18 protein-coding genes are annotated in these 21,025 nt (G+C 61.8%); 7 read left to right on the forward strand and 11 right to left on the reverse strand.

Features of this window, described 5'->3' with window-relative positions; all coding sequences use genetic code 11:
- Window positions 1-2 precede the first annotated feature (2 nt).
- The 4 genes from BFN10_RS20520 to lpxC all read left to right on the forward strand — a co-directional run bounded on the left by BFN10_RS20520 (window position 3) and on the right by lpxC (window position 4,453).
- On the forward strand, window positions 3-872 hold the full coding sequence (locus BFN10_RS20520) for a cell division protein FtsQ/DivIB (RefSeq protein ID WP_071491188.1): 870 nt from the start codon (window positions 3-5) through the stop codon (window positions 870-872).
- Window positions 873-887: 15 nt separating this feature from the next.
- The gene (gene ftsA / locus BFN10_RS20525) at window positions 888-2,150 is read left to right on the forward strand and encodes a cell division protein FtsA (protein ID WP_010213031.1); all 1,263 of its coding nucleotides are present in this window, start codon (window positions 888-890) and stop codon (window positions 2,148-2,150) included.
- A gap of 73 nt (window positions 2,151-2,223) precedes the next feature.
- On the forward strand, window positions 2,224-3,429 hold the full coding sequence (ftsZ, locus tag BFN10_RS20530) for a cell division protein FtsZ (RefSeq protein WP_017526184.1): 1,206 nt from the start codon (window positions 2,224-2,226) through the stop codon (window positions 3,427-3,429).
- Window positions 3,430-3,541: 112 nt separating this feature from the next.
- Window positions 3,542-4,453, forward strand: coding sequence for a UDP-3-O-acyl-N-acetylglucosamine deacetylase (lpxC, locus tag BFN10_RS20535; RefSeq protein WP_003171886.1), 912 nt, complete (start codon window positions 3,542-3,544; stop codon window positions 4,451-4,453).
- Window positions 4,454-4,587: 134 nt separating this feature from the next.
- Here lpxC and BFN10_RS20540 read toward each other — a convergent pair whose 3' ends face one another.
- From BFN10_RS20540 to BFN10_RS20565, 6 genes are all read right to left on the reverse strand, one after another.
- On the reverse strand, window positions 4,588-6,081 hold the full coding sequence (locus BFN10_RS20540; protein WP_071491189.1) for a GGDEF domain-containing protein: 1,494 nt from the start codon (window positions 6,079-6,081) through the stop codon (window positions 4,588-4,590).
- Window positions 6,082-6,167: 86 nt separating this feature from the next.
- Complete coding sequence (locus BFN10_RS20545; protein WP_071491190.1) at window positions 6,168-7,490, reverse strand: OprD family porin; 1,323 nt, start codon at window positions 7,488-7,490, stop codon at window positions 6,168-6,170.
- Window positions 7,491-7,759: 269 nt separating this feature from the next.
- On the reverse strand, window positions 7,760-9,124 hold the full coding sequence (locus BFN10_RS20550) for a heavy metal sensor histidine kinase (RefSeq protein ID WP_071491191.1): 1,365 nt from the start codon (window positions 9,122-9,124) through the stop codon (window positions 7,760-7,762).
- Complete coding sequence (locus BFN10_RS20555) at window positions 9,114-9,791, reverse strand: heavy metal response regulator transcription factor (RefSeq protein ID WP_071491192.1); 678 nt, start codon at window positions 9,789-9,791, stop codon at window positions 9,114-9,116. Before BFN10_RS20555 ends, BFN10_RS20550 begins: the two co-directional genes overlap by 11 nt.
- 25 nt (window positions 9,792-9,816) lie before the next feature.
- The gene (locus BFN10_RS20560) at window positions 9,817-12,906 is read right to left on the reverse strand and encodes a multidrug efflux RND transporter permease subunit (RefSeq protein ID WP_071491193.1); all 3,090 of its coding nucleotides are present in this window, start codon (window positions 12,904-12,906) and stop codon (window positions 9,817-9,819) included.
- Window positions 12,903-14,069, reverse strand: a complete 1,167-nt coding sequence (locus tag BFN10_RS20565) for an efflux RND transporter periplasmic adaptor subunit (protein WP_071491194.1) — start codon at window positions 14,067-14,069, stop codon at window positions 12,903-12,905. Before BFN10_RS20565 ends, BFN10_RS20560 begins: the two co-directional genes overlap by 4 nt.
- A gap of 214 nt (window positions 14,070-14,283) precedes the next feature.
- On the opposite strand from BFN10_RS20565, the gene BFN10_RS20570 reads away from it, so the two are divergent.
- The 3 genes from BFN10_RS20570 (at window position 14,284) to BFN10_RS20580 (ending at window position 17,144) form a co-directional block, all read left to right on the forward strand.
- Window positions 14,284-14,517: a hypothetical protein gene (locus BFN10_RS20570; RefSeq protein WP_071491195.1), complete on the forward strand. Its 234-nt coding sequence runs from the start codon at window positions 14,284-14,286 to the stop codon at window positions 14,515-14,517.
- Between the two features lie 165 nt (window positions 14,518-14,682).
- Entirely contained in the window at window positions 14,683-15,453 is a 771-nt protein-coding gene (locus tag BFN10_RS20575) for a transporter substrate-binding domain-containing protein (protein ID WP_071491196.1), read from the forward strand.
- Window positions 15,454-15,560: 107 nt separating this feature from the next.
- Window positions 15,561-17,144, forward strand: coding sequence for a methyl-accepting chemotaxis protein (locus BFN10_RS20580; protein WP_071491197.1), 1,584 nt, complete (start codon window positions 15,561-15,563; stop codon window positions 17,142-17,144).
- Here the strand turns inward: BFN10_RS20580 and BFN10_RS20585 are convergent.
- The 5 genes from BFN10_RS20585 to BFN10_RS20605 all read right to left on the reverse strand — a co-directional run.
- The gene (locus tag BFN10_RS20585) at window positions 17,122-17,865 is read right to left on the reverse strand and encodes a YkgJ family cysteine cluster protein (RefSeq protein WP_071491198.1); all 744 of its coding nucleotides are present in this window, start codon (window positions 17,863-17,865) and stop codon (window positions 17,122-17,124) included. The two genes, BFN10_RS20580 and BFN10_RS20585, sit on opposite strands and share 23 nt — an antisense overlap.
- A gap of 108 nt (window positions 17,866-17,973) precedes the next feature.
- On the reverse strand, window positions 17,974-18,456 hold the full coding sequence (locus BFN10_RS20590) for a GNAT family N-acetyltransferase (protein ID WP_071491199.1): 483 nt from the start codon (window positions 18,454-18,456) through the stop codon (window positions 17,974-17,976).
- A complete protein-coding gene (locus BFN10_RS20595) occupies window positions 18,453-19,355 on the reverse strand; it encodes a chemotaxis protein CheV (RefSeq protein ID WP_071491200.1) in 903 nt (300 codons plus the stop codon). The genes BFN10_RS20590 and BFN10_RS20595 overlap by 4 nt, the downstream gene beginning before the upstream one ends.
- 86 nt (window positions 19,356-19,441) lie before the next feature.
- Entirely contained in the window at window positions 19,442-20,416 is a 975-nt protein-coding gene (locus BFN10_RS20600) for a 2-hydroxyacid dehydrogenase (RefSeq protein ID WP_071491201.1), read from the reverse strand.
- Window positions 20,417-20,631: 215 nt separating this feature from the next.
- Window positions 20,632-21,025, reverse strand: a 394-nt coding sequence (locus BFN10_RS20605; RefSeq protein WP_244159043.1) for a LysR substrate-binding domain-containing protein, incomplete at its 5' end; no start/stop codon positions are given.

A 21,025-nucleotide genomic window follows, 5' to 3' on the forward strand; every position in this document is an offset into this window, starting at 1 on the left:
ACATGAAAGGCGCATCGCTTCGTCATCAGCCCCCTCAAGCACCGAGCCGCAAGCCGGTGCCACGGGGTGCCAGCCGAATGGTGGCTAAAGAGCCGATGTCGGCGCGCCTGCCGAAAGCCAACTTTGGTTTCCTCAAGGCGTTGTACTGGCCGGTATTGCTGGTGGTGCTGGGCTTCGGAACCTACGAAGGCGCGCAGCGTCTGTTGCCGTATGCCGACCGGCCGATCACCAGGATCAGCGTGCAGGGCGACTTGAGCTACATCAGCCAGCAAGCGGTACAGCAGCGCATCGGCCCGTACCTGGCGGCGAGCTTCTTTACCATCGACCTGGCCGGCATGCGCTCGGAGCTGGAACAGATGCCGTGGATCGCCCACGCCGAAGTCCGCCGCGTATGGCCGGACCAGGTGACGATCCGCCTGGAAGAACAACTGCCCGTGGCCCGTTGGGGTGACGAAGCGCTGTTGAACAACCAGGGCCAGGCGTTCACCCCGCGTGAGCTGGCCAACTACGAGCACCTGCCGCAGCTGTTCGGGCCGCAGCGGGCTCAGCAGCAAGTGATGCAGCAGTACCAGGCCTTGAGCCAGATGCTGCGGCCACTGGGCTTCTCCATTGCACGCCTGGAACTGCGTGAACGGGGCAGCTGGTTTTTGACGACCGGGGCAGGCAGTTCCGGCCCGGGCATCCAGTTGTTGCTGGGACGCGACCGCTTGGTGGAAAAGATGCGCCGCTTCATTGCCATCTACGACAAGACCTTGAAAGAACAGATTACGAACATTGCGAGCGTCGACCTGCGTTACGCCAACGGCCTTGCCGTCGGCTGGCGTGAACCGGCAGCGCCCACGGCAGCGCAACCCGCTGTCGCGAAGAATTAAGAAGAGGCAGGACCCATGGCAAACGTGCAAAGCGGCAAAATGATCGTCGGTCTCGATATCGGCACCTCCAAGGTGGTGGCGCTGGTGGGCGAGGTCGGGGAAGACGGTGTCATCGAAATCGTCGGTATTGGCACGCATCCGTCCCGGGGCCTGAAGAAGGGCGTGGTGGTGAACATCGAGTCCACCGTGCAATCGATCCAGCGCGCCATCGAAGAAGCGCAGCTGATGGCCGGTTGCCGGATCCACTCGGCGTTCGTCGGCGTGGCGGGCAACCATATCCGCAGCCTGAACTCCCACGGCATCGTGGCGATCCGTGACCGCGAAGTCAGCTCGGCCGACCTCGAGCGCGTGCTCGACGCTGCCCAGGCCGTGGCAATCCCGGCTGACCAGCGGGTGTTGCACACCCTGCCGCAGGACTACGTGATCGACAACCAGGAAGGCGTACGTGAGCCCCTGGGCATGTCGGGCGTACGCCTGGAAGCCAAGGTCCACGTGGTGACCTGTGCCGTCAACGCCGCACAGAATATTGAAAAATGCGTGCGTCGCTGCGGCCTGGAAATCGACGACATCATTCTCGAGCAGTTGGCTTCGGCCTACTCGGTTCTGACCGACGACGAAAAAGAACTGGGTGTGTGCCTGGTCGACATCGGCGGCGGCACCACCGACATCGCGATCTTCACCGAGGGTGCGATCCGTCACACCGCCGTGATCCCGATTGCCGGTGACCAGGTGACCAACGACATCGCCATGGCGCTGCGTACACCGACCCAGTACGCCGAAGAAATCAAGATCCGCTACGCCTGCGCCCTGGCCAAGCTGGCCGGTGCCGGCGAGACTATCAAGGTGCCGAGCGTGGGTGATCGTCCACCGCGCGAACTGTCGCGCCAGGCCCTGGCCGAAGTGGTCGAGCCACGCTACGACGAGCTGTTCACCCTGATCCAGGCTGAACTGCGCCGCAGCGGCTACGAAGATTTGATCCCGGCCGGCATCGTGCTGACCGGTGGTACCTCGAAGATGGAAGGCGCGGTCGAGCTGGCCGAGGAAATCTTCCACATGCCGGTCCGCCTGGGCGTGCCCCATGGCGTGAAGGGGCTGGGCGACGTGGTACGCAACCCGATTTATTCCACCGGCGTGGGCTTGCTGTTGTACGGGCTGCAAAAGCAGACCGACGGCATTTCCCTGTCGGGCCCGAGTAACCGTGACAGCTACCGCAGCGACGACGAGGCCAAGGCGCCGTTGTTCGAGCGGTTGCAGGCATGGGTCAAGGGCAACTTCTAACGATTTACCGCGACACCGCAACACCGTTGTAAGCAGTAGGCGAAAAAACTAGAGAAATGAAAGGAGAGGGAACATGTTCGAACTCGTAGACAACATCCCCGCAAGCCCGGTCATCAAAGTGATCGGTGTCGGCGGTGGCGGCGGCAACGCTGTCAACCATATGGTCAAGAGCAACATTGAAGGCGTTGAATTCATTTGCGCCAACACTGATGCCCAGGCGCTGAAAAGCATCGGCGCGCGGACCATCCTGCAATTGGGCACTGCGGTGACCAAGGGCCTCGGCGCTGGCGCCAACCCGGAAGTCGGCCGTCAAGCCGCGCTGGAAGACCGCGAGCGTATCGCTGAAGTGCTGCAAGGCACCAACATGGTGTTCATCACCACCGGCATGGGCGGCGGTACCGGTACCGGTGCTGCGCCGATCATTGCCGAAGTGGCCAAGGAAATGGGCATTCTGACGGTCGCTGTGGTGACCCGTCCGTTCCCGTTCGAAGGTCGCAAGCGCATGCAGATCGCCGACGAAGGCATCCGTCTGCTGTCTGAAAGCGTCGACTCGTTGATCACCATCCCCAACGAGAAGCTGCTGACCATCCTGGGCAAGGACGCGAGCCTGCTGTCCGCATTCGCCAAGGCTGACGATGTACTGGCCGGTGCCGTTCGCGGTATCTCCGACATCATCAAGCGCCCAGGCATGATCAACGTCGACTTTGCCGACGTCCGTACCGTGATGAGCGAAATGGGCATGGCGATGATGGGCACTGGCTGCGCCAGCGGTCCGAACCGTGCACGTGAAGCCACTGAAGCGGCCATCCGCAACCCGCTGCTGGAAGACGTGAACCTGCAAGGTGCACGCGGCATCCTGGTGAACATCACCGCCGGTCCTGACCTGTCCCTGGGTGAGTACTCCGACGTGGGTAGCATCATCGAAGCCTTCGCTTCCGAGCACGCCATGGTCAAGGTCGGTACCGTTATCGATCCGGACATGCGCGACGAGCTGCACGTGACCGTGGTTGCGACCGGCCTGGGCGCGAAAATCGAGAAGCCTGTGAAGGTCATCGACAACACCCTGCACAACAGCCAGGCCAGCCACGCCAGCCAGGCGGCTGCTGCTCCAGCGCCTTCGCGCCAGGAACTGCCGTCGGTGAACTACCGTGACCTGGATCGTCCGACCGTGATGCGCAACCAGGCTCAGGCCGGTGCTGCGGCGTCCCGTAGCCCGAATCCGCAAGATGATCTGGACTACCTGGACATCCCGGCATTCCTGCGTCGTCAGGCCGATTGATGGAATGTATCAGGGCTATGAAGGTGATTGGTGTTCAGCAAAGGTCTGGTCTGCTATTATCGCCAGCCTTTGTTGATACCAGTTCGCAATTTGCGCTGAAGCGGTCCAAGCCATGATTAAACAACGCACCCTGAAGAATATTATTCGTGCCACAGGTGTAGGTCTGCACTCCGGGGAGAAGGTATACCTGACCCTCAAGCCTGCACCTGTCGACACCGGCATCGTGTTTGTGCGTGCCGACCTGGACCCTGTGGTGCAGATTCCTGCTCGCGCGGAAAACGTTGGCGAAACCACGATGTCGACCACATTGGTCAACGGTGACGTCAAGGTGGACACGGTGGAGCACTTGCTCTCGGCCATGGCCGGTTTGGGCATCGATAACGCCTACGTCGAGCTCTCCGCGTCCGAAGTCCCGATCATGGATGGCAGCGCTGGACCCTTCGTATTCTTGATTCAATCTGCCGGCCTGGAAGAACAGGACGCAGCCAAGAAGTTCATTCGCATTCTGCGGGAAGTGACAGTAGAAGACGGCGACAAGCGCGCCACCTTCGTCCCGTTCGAAGGCTTTAAAGTGAGCTTTGAGATCGATTTCGATCACCCGGTATTCCGTGACCGCACCCAAAGTGCAAGCGTGGATTTTTCCAGCACTTCGTTCGTAAAAGAAGTCAGCCGCGCCCGTACCTTTGGTTTCATGAGTGACATCGAGTACCTGCGCAAGCACAACCTCGCACTCGGCGGCAGCGTTGAAAACGCCATTGTGGTCGACGCGGATGGTGTACTGAACGAAGACGGCCTTCGCTACGAAGACGAATTCGTGAAGCACAAGATCCTCGATGCAATCGGTGACCTCTACCTGCTGGGCAATAGCCTGATAGGCGAGTTCAAAGGCTTCAAGTCGGGCCACGCCCTTAACAACCAGCTGCTGCGCAAATTGATTGAGCAGACAGACGCTTGGGAAGTCGTGACCTTCGAAGATGCCAGCACCGCACCGATCTCTTACATGCGTCCCGTTGCGGCGGTGTAAGTAACAACTCTCTTTCTTTAGTTTTGAAAGGCTGCCTTTGGGTGGCCTTTTTTTATACCCACTTTTTCTGACTCTGCCACTGTTCAAGTGTGGGAGGGGGCAAGCCACCTCCCACATTAGATCCGATTCACTATTCAGAGGGTTGCTGAATCGGCAATGCGGTTTCTTCCGCTGTGCTTGGCCTCATACAACGCCTGGTCCGCACTCAACAGCAATGCCTCCAGCGACTGGCGACTGCGCTTGTCCCACGTACTCATGCCAATACTCACCGTAATCGGCTGTTCGTCCCCGGCCACCCGCGGCAAGTGCTCGACGCCGCTGCGGATATGCTCGGCGATCACCCAGGCACCCTTGGCATCGGTCAACGGCAACACCACCGCAAACTCTTCACCGCCATAGCGTGCCGCCAAGTCGGCCGGGCGGCGGATGTTGGTACCGATCACTTGGGCCACGTTACGTAGTGCCTCATCGCCGCCATGATGACCATGACGATCGTTGAACGCCTTGAAGTGGTCCACATCGATCATCAGCACCGTGAGCGGCTCGGTCGAGCGTTGGGCGCGGTCCCACTCCAGGCGCAGGCGTTCGTCCAGCACGCGGCGGTTGGCCAGGCCCGTCAACGCATCGGTGGCTGCCAGTTCTGACAGTACCCGTTCAGCGCGCCGCCGCCGTCGCAGTTCCCGGCGTAGCATCCAGGTCAGCCACAACAAACCGGCACAGAGCACTCCGGTTGCACTACTGGTCAGCAGTGCCACGCGACTCCAGGGCGCGAATACGTCCTCGCTGGACAGCGCCACGACCACGATCAGCGGCAGTTCACCGACATTGGTAAAGGTATACAGGCGCTCTTTGCCACTGATGGCAGAGATCGCCTGAAAGCTGCCGCTTCCGTCACGCAGTATTCGCTTGAAGTTGGGCCGGTCACTGAGGTCCTTGTCGATCATGTCGCGTTCGAGCAGCGGCTGCTGGGCCAGGAGAATGCCATTCCTGCTCAGCAGGTTGACGCTGCTGCCGTTGCCGATGGTCAGGGTGTTGAAGAGCTGATCGAAATACGCCAGGCGCATGGTCGCAACCGCCACCCCGGCAAACTCTCCCTTGGGGCCCGACACACGTCGACTGAATGCCATGCGCCAGACCTGGTCGCAGTCGCAACGGACCTTGAACGGCCGACTGATAAACAAGCCGGCGTTGGCGTCCTTGGCATGCACCTGGAAATAATCGCGGCTGGCAAAATTACGCGGCGTGGGCCGCAGCGTGGAGGAGTCGGCGATAACCGTACCGGTGGTGTCCAGCAGCAGGACCTCGCCTTTGAAAGGCGCCGCCGTGGACAAATCAAACTGCACCAGGTGCTGGATATTGGCGGCAACCTGGGACAGGTCTTCGCGTTGCGTGGCCGCAATCAGACCGTTGAGCGCCATGTCATACAGTTCGACGTTACGCAGCACGTCGGCATTGATCAATTGGGCGATGTTGGTGGTAGACCGCTTGGCCGCTTCGAGCGTGCTGGCGTGTTCGCGCATCAACAGCACCGCGACAATGATCACAATCAGGGCGACGCTGAGCCCGCTGCCCAGGATCAGTAACAACTCAGGGTGTGCGGGTGAGGTACGAACAGGGCGTGGACTCATCGGGCAGACTTCAGCGGTGAGGATGCTGGCAGTTTAGTTCTACCCGATGAAAATTAAATACTTGGTTAAAAAGAAAAAATCACCCCTCAGAACACGTTGATCGGATAGTCGACGATCACGCGGTACTCGTCCACATCCCGATCCACCGCCGCGTAGCCATTGCCACCGCGGTTGGTCGCCCATTGCAGGCGCACCGCCAAGTCCTTGGCCTTGCCGCCCTGCACCACGTATTTCACGTCGATGTCGCGTTCCCAGTGCTTGGCATCTTTGCCATCGGCGCTGTACCAGGCGCTGTAGCCACGGCTTTGCGGATCAACCTTGGTCAGGTCGGTCTTGCCGCTGATGTAGGACACCGCCGAGGTCAGGCCCGGCATGCCGAGGCCGACGAAGTCATAGGCGTACTTGAGCTTCCATGAGCGTTCGTTGGGGCCGTTGAAGTCGGAGTACTGCTGGGAGTTGTCCAGGTAGATGCTGTCGCCCTGGGCGATGTAGTCGAATGGCGTGTTGCCGTTGACCCGCTGGTAGGTGGCGGTGACGCTGTGGTTGCCCACGCCCACGGTGAAATGCAGGCTGTAGGTGTTGTTGTCGATGGCGCCGAGCAGCGACTGGCCGGTGTCCTGGGTGTGGTAGTAGTGCAGGCCAGGGTTGAGGCTGACCAGGTCATTCAGTGCGTAGGTGTAGTCCAGGTCGTAGTAGTACTGGTTCCACACGTCCTTGAGTTCCGACGCGTAGAGGTTGCTGGTCAGCCCGGCGATGCCGCTGAACGATACGCCGGCCCAGTTCAGGTGCTGGCTGTCCGCCGTGTTGGGCAGCGCGCCGTAGCTGGTGCCGATGCGGCGATGGCCGCTCTGGTTGTAGAGCTTGGTGAAACTGGCCTGGCCGCCTTCGAACATCCAGCCGTCGAGACTGTGGTTGGTCAGGCTCACGCCACGGAAGGTCTGCGGCAGCATGCGTGTCGCGCCGCCGGCGATCACCGGGTTATTGAGGAACAGGTCGCCGGCCTTCAGCTCGGTATCGAATGCGCGCATTTTCAAGGTGCCACCCGCGGTGGAGAACGAGCCGGGTGCCTTGCCGTTGCCACCACCATACGGAAGGATGCTGGAACCATCGGTGCCGCCACCGCCGTCGAGCTTGAGGCCGAGCATGGCATGGGCGTCCAGGCCGAAGCCGACGGTGCCCTGGGTGTAGCCGGATTCGAAGATACCGATGAAACCCTGGCCCCACTCCTTGCTGTCATCGGTGTGAATATCGCGCCGGTCGCGGTTCATGTAGTAGTTGCGGGTGTTGATAGTGAGGTGGGCGCCTTTGACGAAACCGTCGGCGGGGGTAGTGTCTGCCGCGTGGGCAAGGGGGGAAATCGTTGCGGCTATTGCGAGGAATAACGGGGTGAACGTCAGCGAGTTCTTCACCGGTGGAGCTCCTTTGGTCAATCGGAAACGGCCAGTGTCGTTGGGGGTGCCTGGCCTTTTTTGACGGCAAAAAAAAGCCGCTGAACGTCAGCGGCTTTAAGACAGATTCCCAGTGTAGAGCCCTGGAAATAAGTCGAGGGAAATGCGGGTAAGCGGGAAAGCTGTCTTTGCCGTCGCGCTCATCGATGCGTCAAATTAACGCAGGTGAGCGGTGCGATACAGAGTGTAACAAGATAATGACTGTTGCCCAAATCGCAACAGTCATGGTGCTAGACCGGCAGGCTAATACCAAAGGTATTCCCACCGCCGTCACTGCGCACGAACACATCGCCGCCATGCATCAACGCAATCGCCTTGACGATAGCCAGGCCCAACCCGTGATTGGCCCCGCTGTTGCTGCGCGACGCGTCCACCCGATAAAAGCGTTCGAACAGACGCGGCAGGTGCTCGCTGGCAATCACTTCGCCGGGGTTGGTCACACCAATCGAGACCTGATGCTCCTGCATCTCTATGTTCACTGCGATGACCTGCCCGGGCGCGGTGTGTTGCACCGCATTGCTCAGCAGGTTGATCAGTGCGCGGCGCAGGTGGGCTTTCTCGATCTGCACCACGGCATCCCCGTGGACCTGCACCTGGACCTGGGCGTCTTCGAGGATGAAGTCCAGGTAGTCGAGAGTGGTGGCCACCTCGTCAGCCAGGGAGCTTTCGATCAGCTTGGTAGCCTTGCTGCCCTGGTCGGCGCTGGCGAGGAACAGCATGTCGTTGATGATCGAGCGCAGGCGCTCCAGCTCTTCGAGGTTCGATTGCAGCACTTCGAAATAATGCTCGGCCGAGCGCCCACGGGTCAGCGCCACCTGGGTCTGGCCGATCAGGTTGGTCAGCGGCGAACGCAGTTCATGGGCCACATCGGCGTTGAACGACTCCAGGCGCGAATAGGCTTGCTCGACGCGGTCCAGGGTGGAGTTGAACGAGTTGACGAACTGACTCAACTCCGGCGGCAACGGCGACAGTTGCAGGCGCCCGGAGAGCTTCGGTGGCGCGAGTTTCTGCGCCTCGTCCGAGAGTTTGCCCAGCGGTTTGAGGCCGATGCGCGCCACCCAGAACCCCAGCAACGACGCCAGCACCACGCCTACAAGGGCCAGGCTGATCAATGCCACCAGCAAATGATGCTGGGTGGCGCGGAAGTTCTCGGTGTCGATGGCGATCATGAAGCGCAGCGGCGGGCGCTGGTCCTTGGCCGGGAACTGACTCACCAACACCTTGAACGGGTGCTTGTAGCCCGCCAGGTGCAAGTCGCGCTTGCCTGTGCGCCCTTCGGCGAAGGCGCGGATCTGCGCATCGGGGTTGCCATACTCGTAGTTCGGGTCGCTGCTCACCACCCAAAAGCGGATGCGTTTGTCTTCCTCACCCAGCAGCTTGAGCTTGGCCTTGATCTTCACCCAATGGTCCGGCGTACCAAAGCGATTCACTGACGATTCGAGCACGCTGTAGCGCGCATCCAGCTCGGCGCCCGGCAGCAGCCCAAGGCTGCGGTCCACCTGTTGATAGAGCGCGCCGCCAATCAACAGGAAGATCAGCAACGCCACCAGGCTGAACATGCCGCTCAGGCGCAAGGCAATGGAGTTAGCCGACATTGCGACTCTCCAGCACATACCCCATGCCCCGGATGGTGTGCAGCAGCTTGGTGTCGAACGGCCCGTCGAGCTTGGCGCGCAGGCGCTTGATCGCGACTTCCACTACATTGGCGTCGCTGTCGAAATTGATGTCCCAGACCATTTCCGCAATCGCCGTCTTGGAAAGGATTTCGCCCTGGCGTCGCGCCAATACGCTGAGCAGCGAGAACTCCTTGGCGGTCAGGTCCAGGCGCACGCCGTTGCGGCTGGCCTTGCGGCTGATCAGATCGATCCATAGGTCGGCGACGGTGACTTGCACCGGTTCGTGCCCGCCGCTGCGGCGGGTCAGGGCTTGCAGGCGTGCCACCAGTTCCAGGAAGGAAAACGGCTTGCCCAGGTAATCGTCGGCGCCTTCGCGCAGGCCGCGAATGCGGTCTTCCACGCGCTCACGAGCGGTCAGCATGATCACCGGCGTCTGTTTGCGTGCACGCAAGGCGCGCAACACGCCGAAGCCATCGAGGCCGGGCAGCATCACGTCGAGCACGATCACCGCATAGTCGTTCTCCAGCGCCAGGTGCAGACCCTCGACACCTTCGCGGGCGACATCGACCGTATAGCCTTGCTCGGTCAGACCGCGATGCAGGTAGTCCGCGGTTTTCTCTTCATCTTCAATAATCAGGACGCGCATGAGTCTTTTGCTCCAGGGCCGGGCCTCAATCTGTGGTCGCCAACGCAGGGGTTGGTATGGGCCGGTGGAAAAACTTCTCGAGGTACAAGTATATGACCGGCGTGGTGAACAGCGTCAGCGCTTGGCTCACCAGCAAGCCGCCGACCACCGCGATCCCCAGCGGCTGGCGCATTTCCGCACCGGGGCCGGCGCCGAGCATCAGCGGCACCGCGCCGAGCAGGGCGGCGAGGGTGGTCATGATGATCGGCCGGAACCGCGTGACGCAGGCTTCGTAGATCGCTTCTTCAGGCGCCAGCCCGCGCACGCGCTGGGCGTCAAGGGCGAAGTCGATCATCAGGATGCCGTTCTTCTTCACGATACCGATCAATAGCACCAGGCCGATCAAGGCCATGATCGAAAAGTCCTGGCCCATCAGCGACAGCATGATCAGTGCGCCCAACCCGGCGGATGGCAAGGTCGAGATAATCGTCAGCGGGTGCACGAAACTCTCGTACAACACGCCGAGGATGATGTAGACCGCCACCAGCGCCGCCAGGATCAGCCACGGTTGGCTGGCCAGGGAGCTCTGGAACGCCTGGGCCGCGCCCTGGAAGTTGCCGATGATGGTAGTTGGCATGCCGATTTCATTCTTGGCCTGGTTGAGCATGATCACCGCATCGCCCAGCGCCACGCCCGGCGCCAGGTTGAACGACAGGTTGGCGGCCGGGAACATGCCGTCATGGCTGATGGAAAGCGGCCCCACCGTCGGTGGATCGACTTTGGCCAGCGCCGACAGCGGCACCATCTCGTTGGTCAGCGGCGAGCGCAGGTAGAAATAGTTCAGGCTTTCGGCCTTGCCGCGTTGTTGCGTGTCCAGTTCCAGCACCACCTGGTACTGGTTGATTTCGGTCTGGAACTCGTTGATCTGGCGTTGGCCGAAGGCGTCGTACAGCGCCTGGTCCACATCGGTGGCGGTCAGGCCAAAGCGTGCGGCGGCCTGACGGTCGATGCTGATGTGGGTGATGCTGCCGCCCAGTTGCAGGTCGTTGGACAGGTCGCGAAAGGCCGGGTTGGCGCGCAGTTTTTCGGTGAGGCGCTGGGTCCAGGTATTCAGCGTCGCGCCGTCATTACTCTTGAGCACGTATTGGTACTGGGCGCGGCTGGGGCCGGAACTCAAGTTGATGTCCTGACCGGCACGCAGGTACAGCACGATGCCGGGCACCTTGGCCAGTTTCGGGCGGATGCGATCAATGAACTGGCTGGCGGACACATCGCGATCACCGCGATCCTTCAAGGCGATCCAGAAACGCCCGTTGGCAATGGTCTGGTTGCTGCCGGTCACCCCCACTGAATGCGAGAACGCTTGCACCGCCGGGTCGGCCTTGACGATCTCGGCCAGGGCCTTGTGCTTGGCGACCATGTCCGGGTACGACACGTCGGCCGCCGCTTCACTGGTGCCGAGTACAAAGCCGGTGTCCTGCACCGGGAAGAAACCCTTGGGGATAAACACATAGCCGACCACGGCCAGGGCCAGGGTTATCACAAAGATCGCTGCCATGGTGCGTTGATGGGCCAGGGCGCGGCGCAGGTTGCGCGCATAGCCGGCCAACAGGCGCTCGCTGAAACCTGGTTTGTCGTGGGCGTGATGGGTGGGCGCGCGCATGAACAGCGCGGCGAGGGTCGGCGCCAGGGTCAGTGATACCACCACCGAAATCAGGATGGTCGAGGTGGCTGTCAGCGCGAATTCCTTGAACAGCCGTCCGACCACGCCGCCCATGAACAGCAGCGGAATGAATGCCGCCACCAGCGAGAAGCTGATGGACACCACAGTAAAGCCGATTTCACCGGCGCCCTTGATCGCCGCTTCGCGCTTGTCGAGGCCCGCCTCCAGATGACGGTGAATGTTCTCCACCACCACGATGGCATCGTCCACCACAAAGCCCACGGCGATCACGATCGCCACCAGCGTGAGGTTGTTCAGGCTGAAGCCCATCAGGTACATCAGCGCAAAACTGGCGACCAGCGACACGCCCAGCACACTGGACACAATCAGCGTCGCCGACAATTGGCGCAGGAACAGCGCCATCACCGCCACCACCAGCAGGATGGCGATCAGCAAGGTGACTTCCACTTCGTGCAAGGAGGCGCGGATGGTCTTGGTGCGGTCGGTCAACACGCTGACCTGCACCGACGCCGGCAGCATGGCTTGCAGACGCGGCAGCTCGGCCTGGATACGGTCGACGGTCTCGACGATGTTTGCGCCCGGCTGGCGCGAAATCACCAGGTTGACCCCAGGCGTGTCGCCGGACCAGGCCTGCACGTAGGCGTTTTCCGAGCCATTGATGACTTTGGCGATATCGCGCAGTTGAACCGGTGCGCCGTCCTTGTAGGACACGATCAACTGCGCGTAGTCCTCCGGGTGGAACAACTGGTCGTTGGTCGACAGGGTCGACACGCTGTTCTCGCCGTAGATCGCGCCCTTGGCCAGGTTGAGGCTCGATTGCTGGATGGCCAGGCGGATATCGGCGAGGGTCAGGCCGATGGCGGCGAGTTTATCCGGGGACGCCTGCACGCGGATCGCCGGGCGTTGCTGGCCGGTGATGTTGATCTGGCCAACGCCGTCGATCTGGCTGATCTGTCGGGCCAACAGGGTTTCCACGTAGTCGCTCAGCTCGGTGCTGGGCATGCTGTTGGAACTGACGCTGAGGATCAGTACCGGGCTGTCCGCCGGGTTGACCTTTTTCCAGGTCGGCAGGCTCGGCATATCGCTGGGCAGCTTGCCGGACGCGGTGTTGATCGCCGCCTGCACTTCCTGGGCGGCGGTGTCGATGCTCTTGTCCAGGGTGAATTGCAGGGTCAGCAGGCTGGAGCCCAATGCACTGCTGGAGGTCATTTGGGTCATGCCGGGGATAGCGCTGAATTGCACCTCCAATGGCGTGGCGACGGACGAGGCCATGGTGTCCGGGCTGGCGCCGGGCAGGGTGGCGGTCACCTGGATGGTCGGAAACTCCGCTTCAGGCAGTGGGGCGATGGCCAGGCGCGGGAAGGCAATCAGCCCGAGCAGCACCAGGGCGAAGGTCAGCAGCAGGGTGGCGACCGGGTGGTCGACACACCAGGCTGACGGCGAACGGCTCATGGCTGCACCTTGGCATCGACGGTCTGGATGACCTGCGGCGGGTCCTTGAGTACCTCAACCTGCGCGCCGGCCTTGAGCCGCGACTGGCCGTCACTGACCAGCACATCCCCGGCCTGCACGCCCTTGATGATATTGAGGTCGCTGTCCTGGTACGTCACCTGCACCGGCACCACCTCGACCTTGTCGCCGTTGACCCGGTACACGAAGTGCGAATCCAGGCCGCGCTGCACCACGGTCGGTGGAACGACCAAGGCGTTTTTGTCGAGGGCGGTCTGGATCTTGATGGTCACCAGTTGCCCCGGCCACAGGCGCTGTGAAGCGTTGTTGAACTCGGCCTTGGCGCGCAGGGTGCCGGTGGTGGAGCTGATCTGGTTGTCGATCAGGCTCAAATGGCCTTCGCCGAGCAAATCGCCGGTCTGGCCGTCGGTATCAGCGCCCAGGTAGGCGTCGACGCTGGCCGGGGTGGGCGCCGCGATCAGGCCTTGCAGGGTGGGCAACATCTGTTGCGGCAGGGAGAACTCGACGGCAATCGGGTCGATCTGGGTCACGGAAAACAGGCCCTGGGTATCGGCTGTGCGCAGGAAGTTGCCTTCATCCACGGTGCGAATACCCACGCGGCCGCTGACCGGTGAGCGAATCTGGGTGTAGGAAAGTTGCACCTGGGCCGAATCGATGGCGGCCTGGTTGCCCTGGGCGGTGGCCTTGAGCTGGTTGACCAATGCTTGTTGCTGGTCATAGGTCTGCTTGGACACGCCGTCATCGACGCTCAATGCCTTGTAGCGCTTGAGGTTGACCAGCGCCACCTGCAACTGCGCCTGGCTTTCGCCCAGTTGCGCCTTGGCCTGGTCGAGGTTGGCGCGGATCGAGCGGTCATCGATGGTCGCCAGCAGGTCGCCGGCCTTGACCCGTTGGCCTTCCTTGACCAGCAATTTAGTGAGGATGCCGTCCACCTGCGGGCGAATCACCACGCTGTGCAGTGACAGCACCGAACCGATCCCGCTGACAAAACGCGGAACATCCTGTTGCGCCACGCTCACCACCCGCACCGGAATCGCCGTGGGCGCCGCCAGTCTGGCTTTGGCTGGACGGGTCAAGGTCCAGGCTGCAACAGCCAACACTACGAGGACAGCCACGATCAGGGCGGTTTTGCGTTGAATGTGCATGGGGTGAGGCGCCAGGGCAAAGGATTGGAAGTGTGTGAGGCCTTTATAGCCTGCCAACCCGGTCAGCAAGGTGACTGCTAACTGACGGCGCTGTCAGTAAAGGCAGACCATTCGTACAGGTGGTGGTTAAAGATCCGAGGCGGGCAGGTATACTGCGCGCCAGCGTGGCCCGCAAGCCGGCCCCGCGTCATTTCTTGCACGCTCCGGAGCTTCCATGACTTCCCCGACACAACCCCCTGTTGAAGCGGCCGACCTCGTCGATCCGGCCAGCGCCGAAGGCGTTGAAAAAGCCGAGATCCCGGCGTTCAAATTCCCCTTCAAGCCGGGTGAGCTGGTCGGGGCCAAGAATGCCGCCCAGCCCTGGTACAAGAACGGTGCCAAGAATGGCCACACCAAGACCCCGGGCATGGCGCCACCGGGCACCCGCCGTTCCATGGGTAAACGTTAAGATTAATCCACTGTAATATTTGCGGGATGTTGCCTACAGCTCCAGTCGCTATTTCTTCTTGTAGGCCCGCGACCGTTTCTTGAAAGCTTGCACAGCTTCCGCTGCACCCCTGGTTTTTCCACAGGGAGCAGCGGAGGGCGCTCTTTCCGGAAAAGGACGTTTCCTGTGGCCCTGATACACCTCTGTGTAGCGTTTGTCCTGTTGCTTGCGGTGGATGCCGTTGCAGGCCTTGATCAACCTCGACGCGAAATCCGCTTCGCCGTTGCCGCGCAATTTCCTCCCTTCCAGAGCCGCAACCCGCAAGGGCAGTTGGTCGGCTTGAATATCGAGTTGGGCAACGCCCTTTGCCAGCAGTTGAATGTTCGCTGTACCTGGGTCGACCAGGTGCTGGTCGAAAACTTCGGACGTCTTGAAGCGCGGCAATTCGATGCAATCATGGGCATTGCCCCTACACCCCTGCGCCGGCGTTGGGTCAGTTTCACCGACAACCTCTACCCCTTTACCACGCGCCTTGTCGCCCGTCGAAGCTCGGGCCTGATGCCGACACCAAGGTCGCTCAAGGGCAAGCGAGTGGGCGTATTGCTGGGCAGTAATCGCGAAGCCTTTGTTCGTTCGCAATGGGCGCGCGAAGGCGTGATTATCAAGAGTTTCTGGCTCAACGACGAGCTGGTCCGCAGCCTGGTGACAGGCGATATCGATGCGACCCTGCAGGGCACTGTGGAAATTCGCGAGGCCCTGCTCGACACGGCTGCCGGCCAGGATTTCGACTTTCTGGGGCCCGCCGTTTGTGCTGAGCTGTTAGGCAATGGTGTTGCGATTGCGCTGCGCAATACCGACACGGCGCTGCGTGTCGAGCTGAATCGTGCGCTTGAACAGCTCAAGCACAATGGCGAATACCAGCGGATCGTCGCGCCTTATCATCTGGACCGGCCGTGATGGCTAATTAATTGCGCGGAACATGAGCTGGATCAGTATTTGCCCCCTCGGTGCGCTTAGAGTCGACGCCCTGCCGACTCCCCCAACAATCACGAGCGCACTTCTCCATGAAGATCAATCTGCCGGTCACCGGTCGGAATGTGGACTTTGCCCCCGACGCCAACATCCTTTCGACCACCGACCTGACCAGCGCGATTACCTACGCCAACCAGGACTTCATCGATATCAGCGGCTACAGCCGTGACGAACTGTTGGGTGCGCCGCACAACGTCCTGCGGCATCCGGACATGCCGGCCGAGGCATTCGCCCATATGTGGCAAACCCTCAAGAGTGGCCGGTCGTGGATGGGCATGGTGAAAAACCGCTGCAAAAACGGTGACCACTATTGGGTCAGCGCGTATGCCACGCCGGTGACCCGAGAGGGCGCGACCGTGGAGTATCAATCGGTGCGTATCAAGCCGGATGCGCGCATGATCGCGGTGGCGGAGCGGATGTATGCGCGCTTGCGAGCGGGCAAGCGGCTGTCCTGGCCGGTCGTTGGCATGGGCGTGAAACTGTCGGCATGGGGCATCGCCACTTGCGCGGTGACCTGGGCCTTGGGCTTGGGCCTGACGGACTCCGCGCCGGTCTGGCAGTTACTGGCGTTGGTGTCGGGCTGTGCGGTGGGGGCGGCTGGCGTGCGGCTGATGTTGCGGCCCTTGGCTGAACTGCAAAAGCGCGCGCGCCGGGTGGCCGACAACCCGCTGAGCCAGGCGATCTACACCGGGCGCCGCGACGAGTGCGGGCAGATCGAGTTCGCCCTGCACATGCTCGAAGCCCAGGTCGGCGCAGTGGTAGGGCGTATAGACGATGCCTCCCAGCGCCTCTCCGGCCACGCTGCACGGTTGGTGCAGCACCTCGACAACAGTCACGCCAGCAGCCTTGGCCAGCAGACCCGGACTGACCAGGTGGCGGCAGCCATTCACCAGATGGCCGCCAGCGTGGCCGAAATGGCCAACCATGCCCAGCAGGCGTCCAAGGCGGCCGACCAGGCCGGCAACGAAACCCGTGAAGGTCACCTGCGTGTGGATGAAAGTCGTGATGCGGTGTTGCGCTTGTCCCAGGAGCTGGCGCGGGCCACGGAGGTTATCCACCAGTTGGAAAACCACAGCGGTGAAATCAGCAGCGTGCTGGAAGTGATCCGCACGATTGCCGAGCAGACCAACCTGCTGGCCCTGAACGCGGCTATCGAAGCGGCGCGGGCCGGTGAGCAGGGGCGCGGGTTTGCGGTGGTGGCCGATGAAGTGCGCGGCCTGGCCCAGCGCACCCAGCAATCGACCGATGAAATCCAGCGCATGATCAGCACCCTGCAAGGCGGCGCACGGGACGCGGTGCAGGCCATGGCGCACAGTGGCGAGCATGTCGACGCCAGCGTCAAACAGGCGCAGCGGGCCGCCGCCGCACTGGATGGCATCAGCCAGCGCGTCACGCAAATCACCGCCATGAGCCAGCAGATTGCGACCGCCGTGGAGGAGCAGAGCACGGTGAGCGAGGACATCAATCGCAACATCGTCGGCATCCGTGATGCCGGGGAGGCCACCGTCAGTGCTGGGCAGCAGAGCCAGCTCAGTTCAAGCGATGTGGCCGCACTGGCGGAGGATCTACGGCAGTTGGCGCGGGAGTTCTGGTCTAGGCCGCGCGTAACGAGATAAACGCATAGTTGGCCGGCACTTCGGTGGCAATCTGCGCCCCGGCATCCAGCACTTGCTCGGCGATGTCCATCCCCGACACATGGAACACCCATTCATTGGCCACGGACGGCTGACCCACCGCCAACTCGATCGCTTGGGCAAACGCGCCCATGTCCGGCAGGTAAGCGGTAAACCCATCCCCCTTGAGCGCTGTAGTGCGAATGCCGAGCAAGGCGCACACCGCTTCTTTGGTCTGCACATCATCACGGTCGGCCTGACGTGAGCGCTGGATCAACTGCGCCAGTTCAGGGTCCATCAGCTGGCCGCCCACGATCAGTTCCGGCCCCTGTTCCCAGGACTCCGGTGGGCAATCCTTGGCGGCGGGGTTCAACGGGATATGCGGATTGATCTCCATCGGGTAGATGCGGCACACCAGCGGGCGACGCTCATAGATACGGCAGCGGTTGTCCTCGTCAAGATTCCGGCAGGGGCCGGCGTTGTAGGCGGCAAAGGTGATTGCTACAAACGCCTCGGTGTTGCCGCTGGGCACGACCACCGAACGGCGTTCGGCATGTTCGCGTTGTTGCAGGGGCAGGCCCAGGCCATTACCGAGGAAACCTTCCACCAGGACGATGACGCTGCCGCCGTCGGCCGCCCACTGGCGGGCTTCTTCGAGGGTCAGGGGGACGTGATGATCGGAGCAGCATTTGCCGCAACCTACGCAGGAAAATTGAGTGTTCATGGCAGATCTGTCACCAGGCTAGGTCAGAGGGCACGCAAGAACGGTGACGGGTTTTTACCTCTGTTCACCGTTTTGTCTCTGTGGAAGCAAGTTGCACGCCAGTGCCTGTCAGTCCTCTGTCACTACATCGCGTAGGACAAATCTCATGCCTGCGCTCTCATACAACTGCCGAGCGCGCAGGTTGCTTTCCAATACCTTGAGGTCCACATAGGGCTCGCCGCGCTGCTTGAACACCTGGAAGCTGTGCAGCAACAAGGCGCGGCCCAGCCCCTGGCCCTGGGCGCAAGGGTGAACGGAGAGGTTCTTGATGAATGCGCTGGTCCAGCATTGCGCGACGGCGAGAATGCCTTCGTGGTTGCTCGCCACCAGGCACAGCGTGGGGTCGAACTCGGCGTCGGTGGTGAATTGGCGCTGCCAGGTTTCCAGGTGGGGAACGCGGCCGCCGCCCTGGTCCTGGGTCATGCGCAATACCGCATGAATCGCTGGTGCAAGCTCGTCACGATAATGATCCAACTGTGTATCCGCGGGCCACAGCGGGGCAGGCAGGCTGCCGGTGAGGTCGCGGCGCAGCAGTTGGAAGTATTCGCTCACAGGCCTTTTTGCGCCACGGTTTGAGCGGCCACTACCAGGCACTTGGTCAACTCGGGCGAAGAGAACTTGGTGAGCACCGCATCGGCGCCGGCCAGCCGGGCTTTTTCGCTGTTCATCGCGCTGTCCAGGGAGGTGTGCAGCAAGATATAGAGGTGCTGGAAGTCCGGGGTTTCGCGCAGGGTGCGGGTGAGGGCGTAGCCGTCCATTTCCGACATCTCGATGTCCGACACCACCACATTGATCTGCTCGGCTGTGCCTTGCAGCTCCAGCAGCACATCGATGGCTTCCTTGGCGCTGCGTGCGGTATGGCAAGTGAGGCCGAGGTTGCGCAGGGTGTGTACCGATTGCTGCAGCGCGACCTGGCTGTCGTCCACCACCAGGATGCGCGCATTGCCCAGCACTTCGGCCTCTTCCATGGTCAAGTCGGTGGGCGCCGCTTCGATTGGCGCCGGTGCGATGCCATGGATGACTTTTTCGATATCCAGCACCTGCACCAGGCCGCCTTCCACCTGGGTCACCCCGGTGATAAACGCACGGTTACCGCCGGAGCCGTAGGGCGGCGGACGGATGTCGGTGGTCAGGCAATGCACGATCTTGCTCACCGCCTGCACATGCAACCCCTGTTTGGAGCGGCTCACGTCGGTGACGATCAGGCAGCCACCGTCCGGGTCTGCCAGGGGCATTTCGCCGAGGGCGCGGCTCAGGTCGATCACCGCCAGCGAGTTGCCGCGCAGAGTGGCGATGCCTTTCACATGCGGGTGGGACTCCGGCAGCTTGGTCAGCGGCGGGCACGGGATGATTTCGCTGACTTTCAGCAGGTTGATCGCCATCAGCTTGCCGCTGCGCAAGGTAAAGAGCAGAAGCGAGAGTGAGTCTGCGCGGGCTTTGGTGGTGGGCATAAAAACCTTCTGTGGATCAGGGATGACGATCTATGGAAGGTTATCGACTTGAGCGGCCCATGCTTTAGGGGCATGGGCCGCTAAAATCATTCCTTCCACACCTGCGGGTTCACCAGGTCCTGCGGACGCTGGCCCAGCAGGGCGCTGCGCAGGTTGTCCAGGGCACGGTTGGCCATGGCTTCGCGGGTTTCATGGGTGGCCGAGCCGATGTGCGGCAGCGTCACGGCATTGCTCAGTTGGAACAGCGGCGATTCGGCCAGTGGCTCTTGCTCATACACATCCAGGCCGGCGCCACGGATACGCTGGCTTTGCAGGGCTTCGATCAGCGCCGGTTCGTCTACCACCGGGCCGCGGGAAATATTGATCAGGATCGCGCTGGACTTCATCAGCCCCAACTCGCGGGTGCTGATCAGGTGCCGGGTCTTGTCGCTCAACGGCACCACCAGGCACACGAAATCCGCCTCGGCCAGCAGCGCGTCCAGGCTGCGCAACTGTGCGCCCAACTCCTGCTCCAGCACCGGCTTGCGGCTGTTGCCGCTGTACAGGATCGGCATGTTGAAGCCCAGGCGTCCACGCCGGGCCACGGCCGCGCCGATATTGCCCATGCCGACGATGCCCAGGGTCTTGCCGTGCACATCGCAACCGAACAACGGCGCACCGACACTGGCTTTCCACTGGCCGGCCTTGGTCCAGGCGTCCAGCTCGGCCACCCGGCGAGCGCTGCTCATCAGCAGGGCGAAGGCCAGGTCGGCGGTGCTTTCGGTGAGTACATCCGGGGTGTTGGTGAGCATGATTCCGCGCTCGTTGAAGTACGCCACGTCGTAGTTGTCGTAACCCACCGACACGCTGGACACCACTTCCAGCTTGCTTGCGCCTTGCAACTGCTCGCGCCCCAGCTTGCGGCCCACACCGATCAGGCCGTGGGCGTGGGGCAGGGCTTCATTGAATTGAGCGTTGATGTCACCCAGCTTGGGGTTGGGCGCGATCACCTCGAAATCCTGTTGCAGGCGTTCGATCATTGCCGGGGTGACGCGGCTGAAGGCGAGGACAGTCTTTTTCATTGCAGGCGGGCTCATCGACTACGGGAGAATGCCAAGCACGCTAACATTCCTGCCGACAGTTGTCAGGACGTCACTTTATCCATGTGAGCACCGGACCAAGTGTGGGAGGGGGCTTGCCCCCGATGGCAGTGGACCGGTCAACACATCTGGTGACTGACGCACCGCTATCGGGAGCAAGCTCCCTCCCACATTTGATCTATATCACCTGGGAGAGATCAGTTCGCCAGGCGCGCACCGCTGAGGCTGCCACTCAGTTCATACGCCACCAGTTCCGCCTGGTGCGCCGCCAGAATCTCCGGCAGCGAGCCGCGCAGGTATTCCACCCAGGTCTTGATTTTCGCATCCAGGTATTGGCGCGAAGGATAGATGGCGTACAGGTTCAACTCCTGGGAACGGTAGTTGGGCATGACCCGCACCAGGGTGCCGTTGCGCAGGCCCTCGATGGCCGCGTACACCGGCAACAGACCAATGCCCATGCCGCTAGTGATCGCGGTTTTCATCGCGTCGGCCGAGTTCACCAGGAACGGCGAGGTATTGATTGCCACGCTTTCCTGGCCTTCGGGGCCGTTGAAGGTCCACTTGTCGAGCTGGATCACCGGGCTGACCAGG

The sequence above is a fragment of the Pseudomonas extremorientalis genome, from assembly GCF_001870465.1.
Taxonomy (GTDB): Bacteria; Pseudomonadota; Gammaproteobacteria; order Pseudomonadales; family Pseudomonadaceae; genus Aquipseudomonas; species Aquipseudomonas extremorientalis.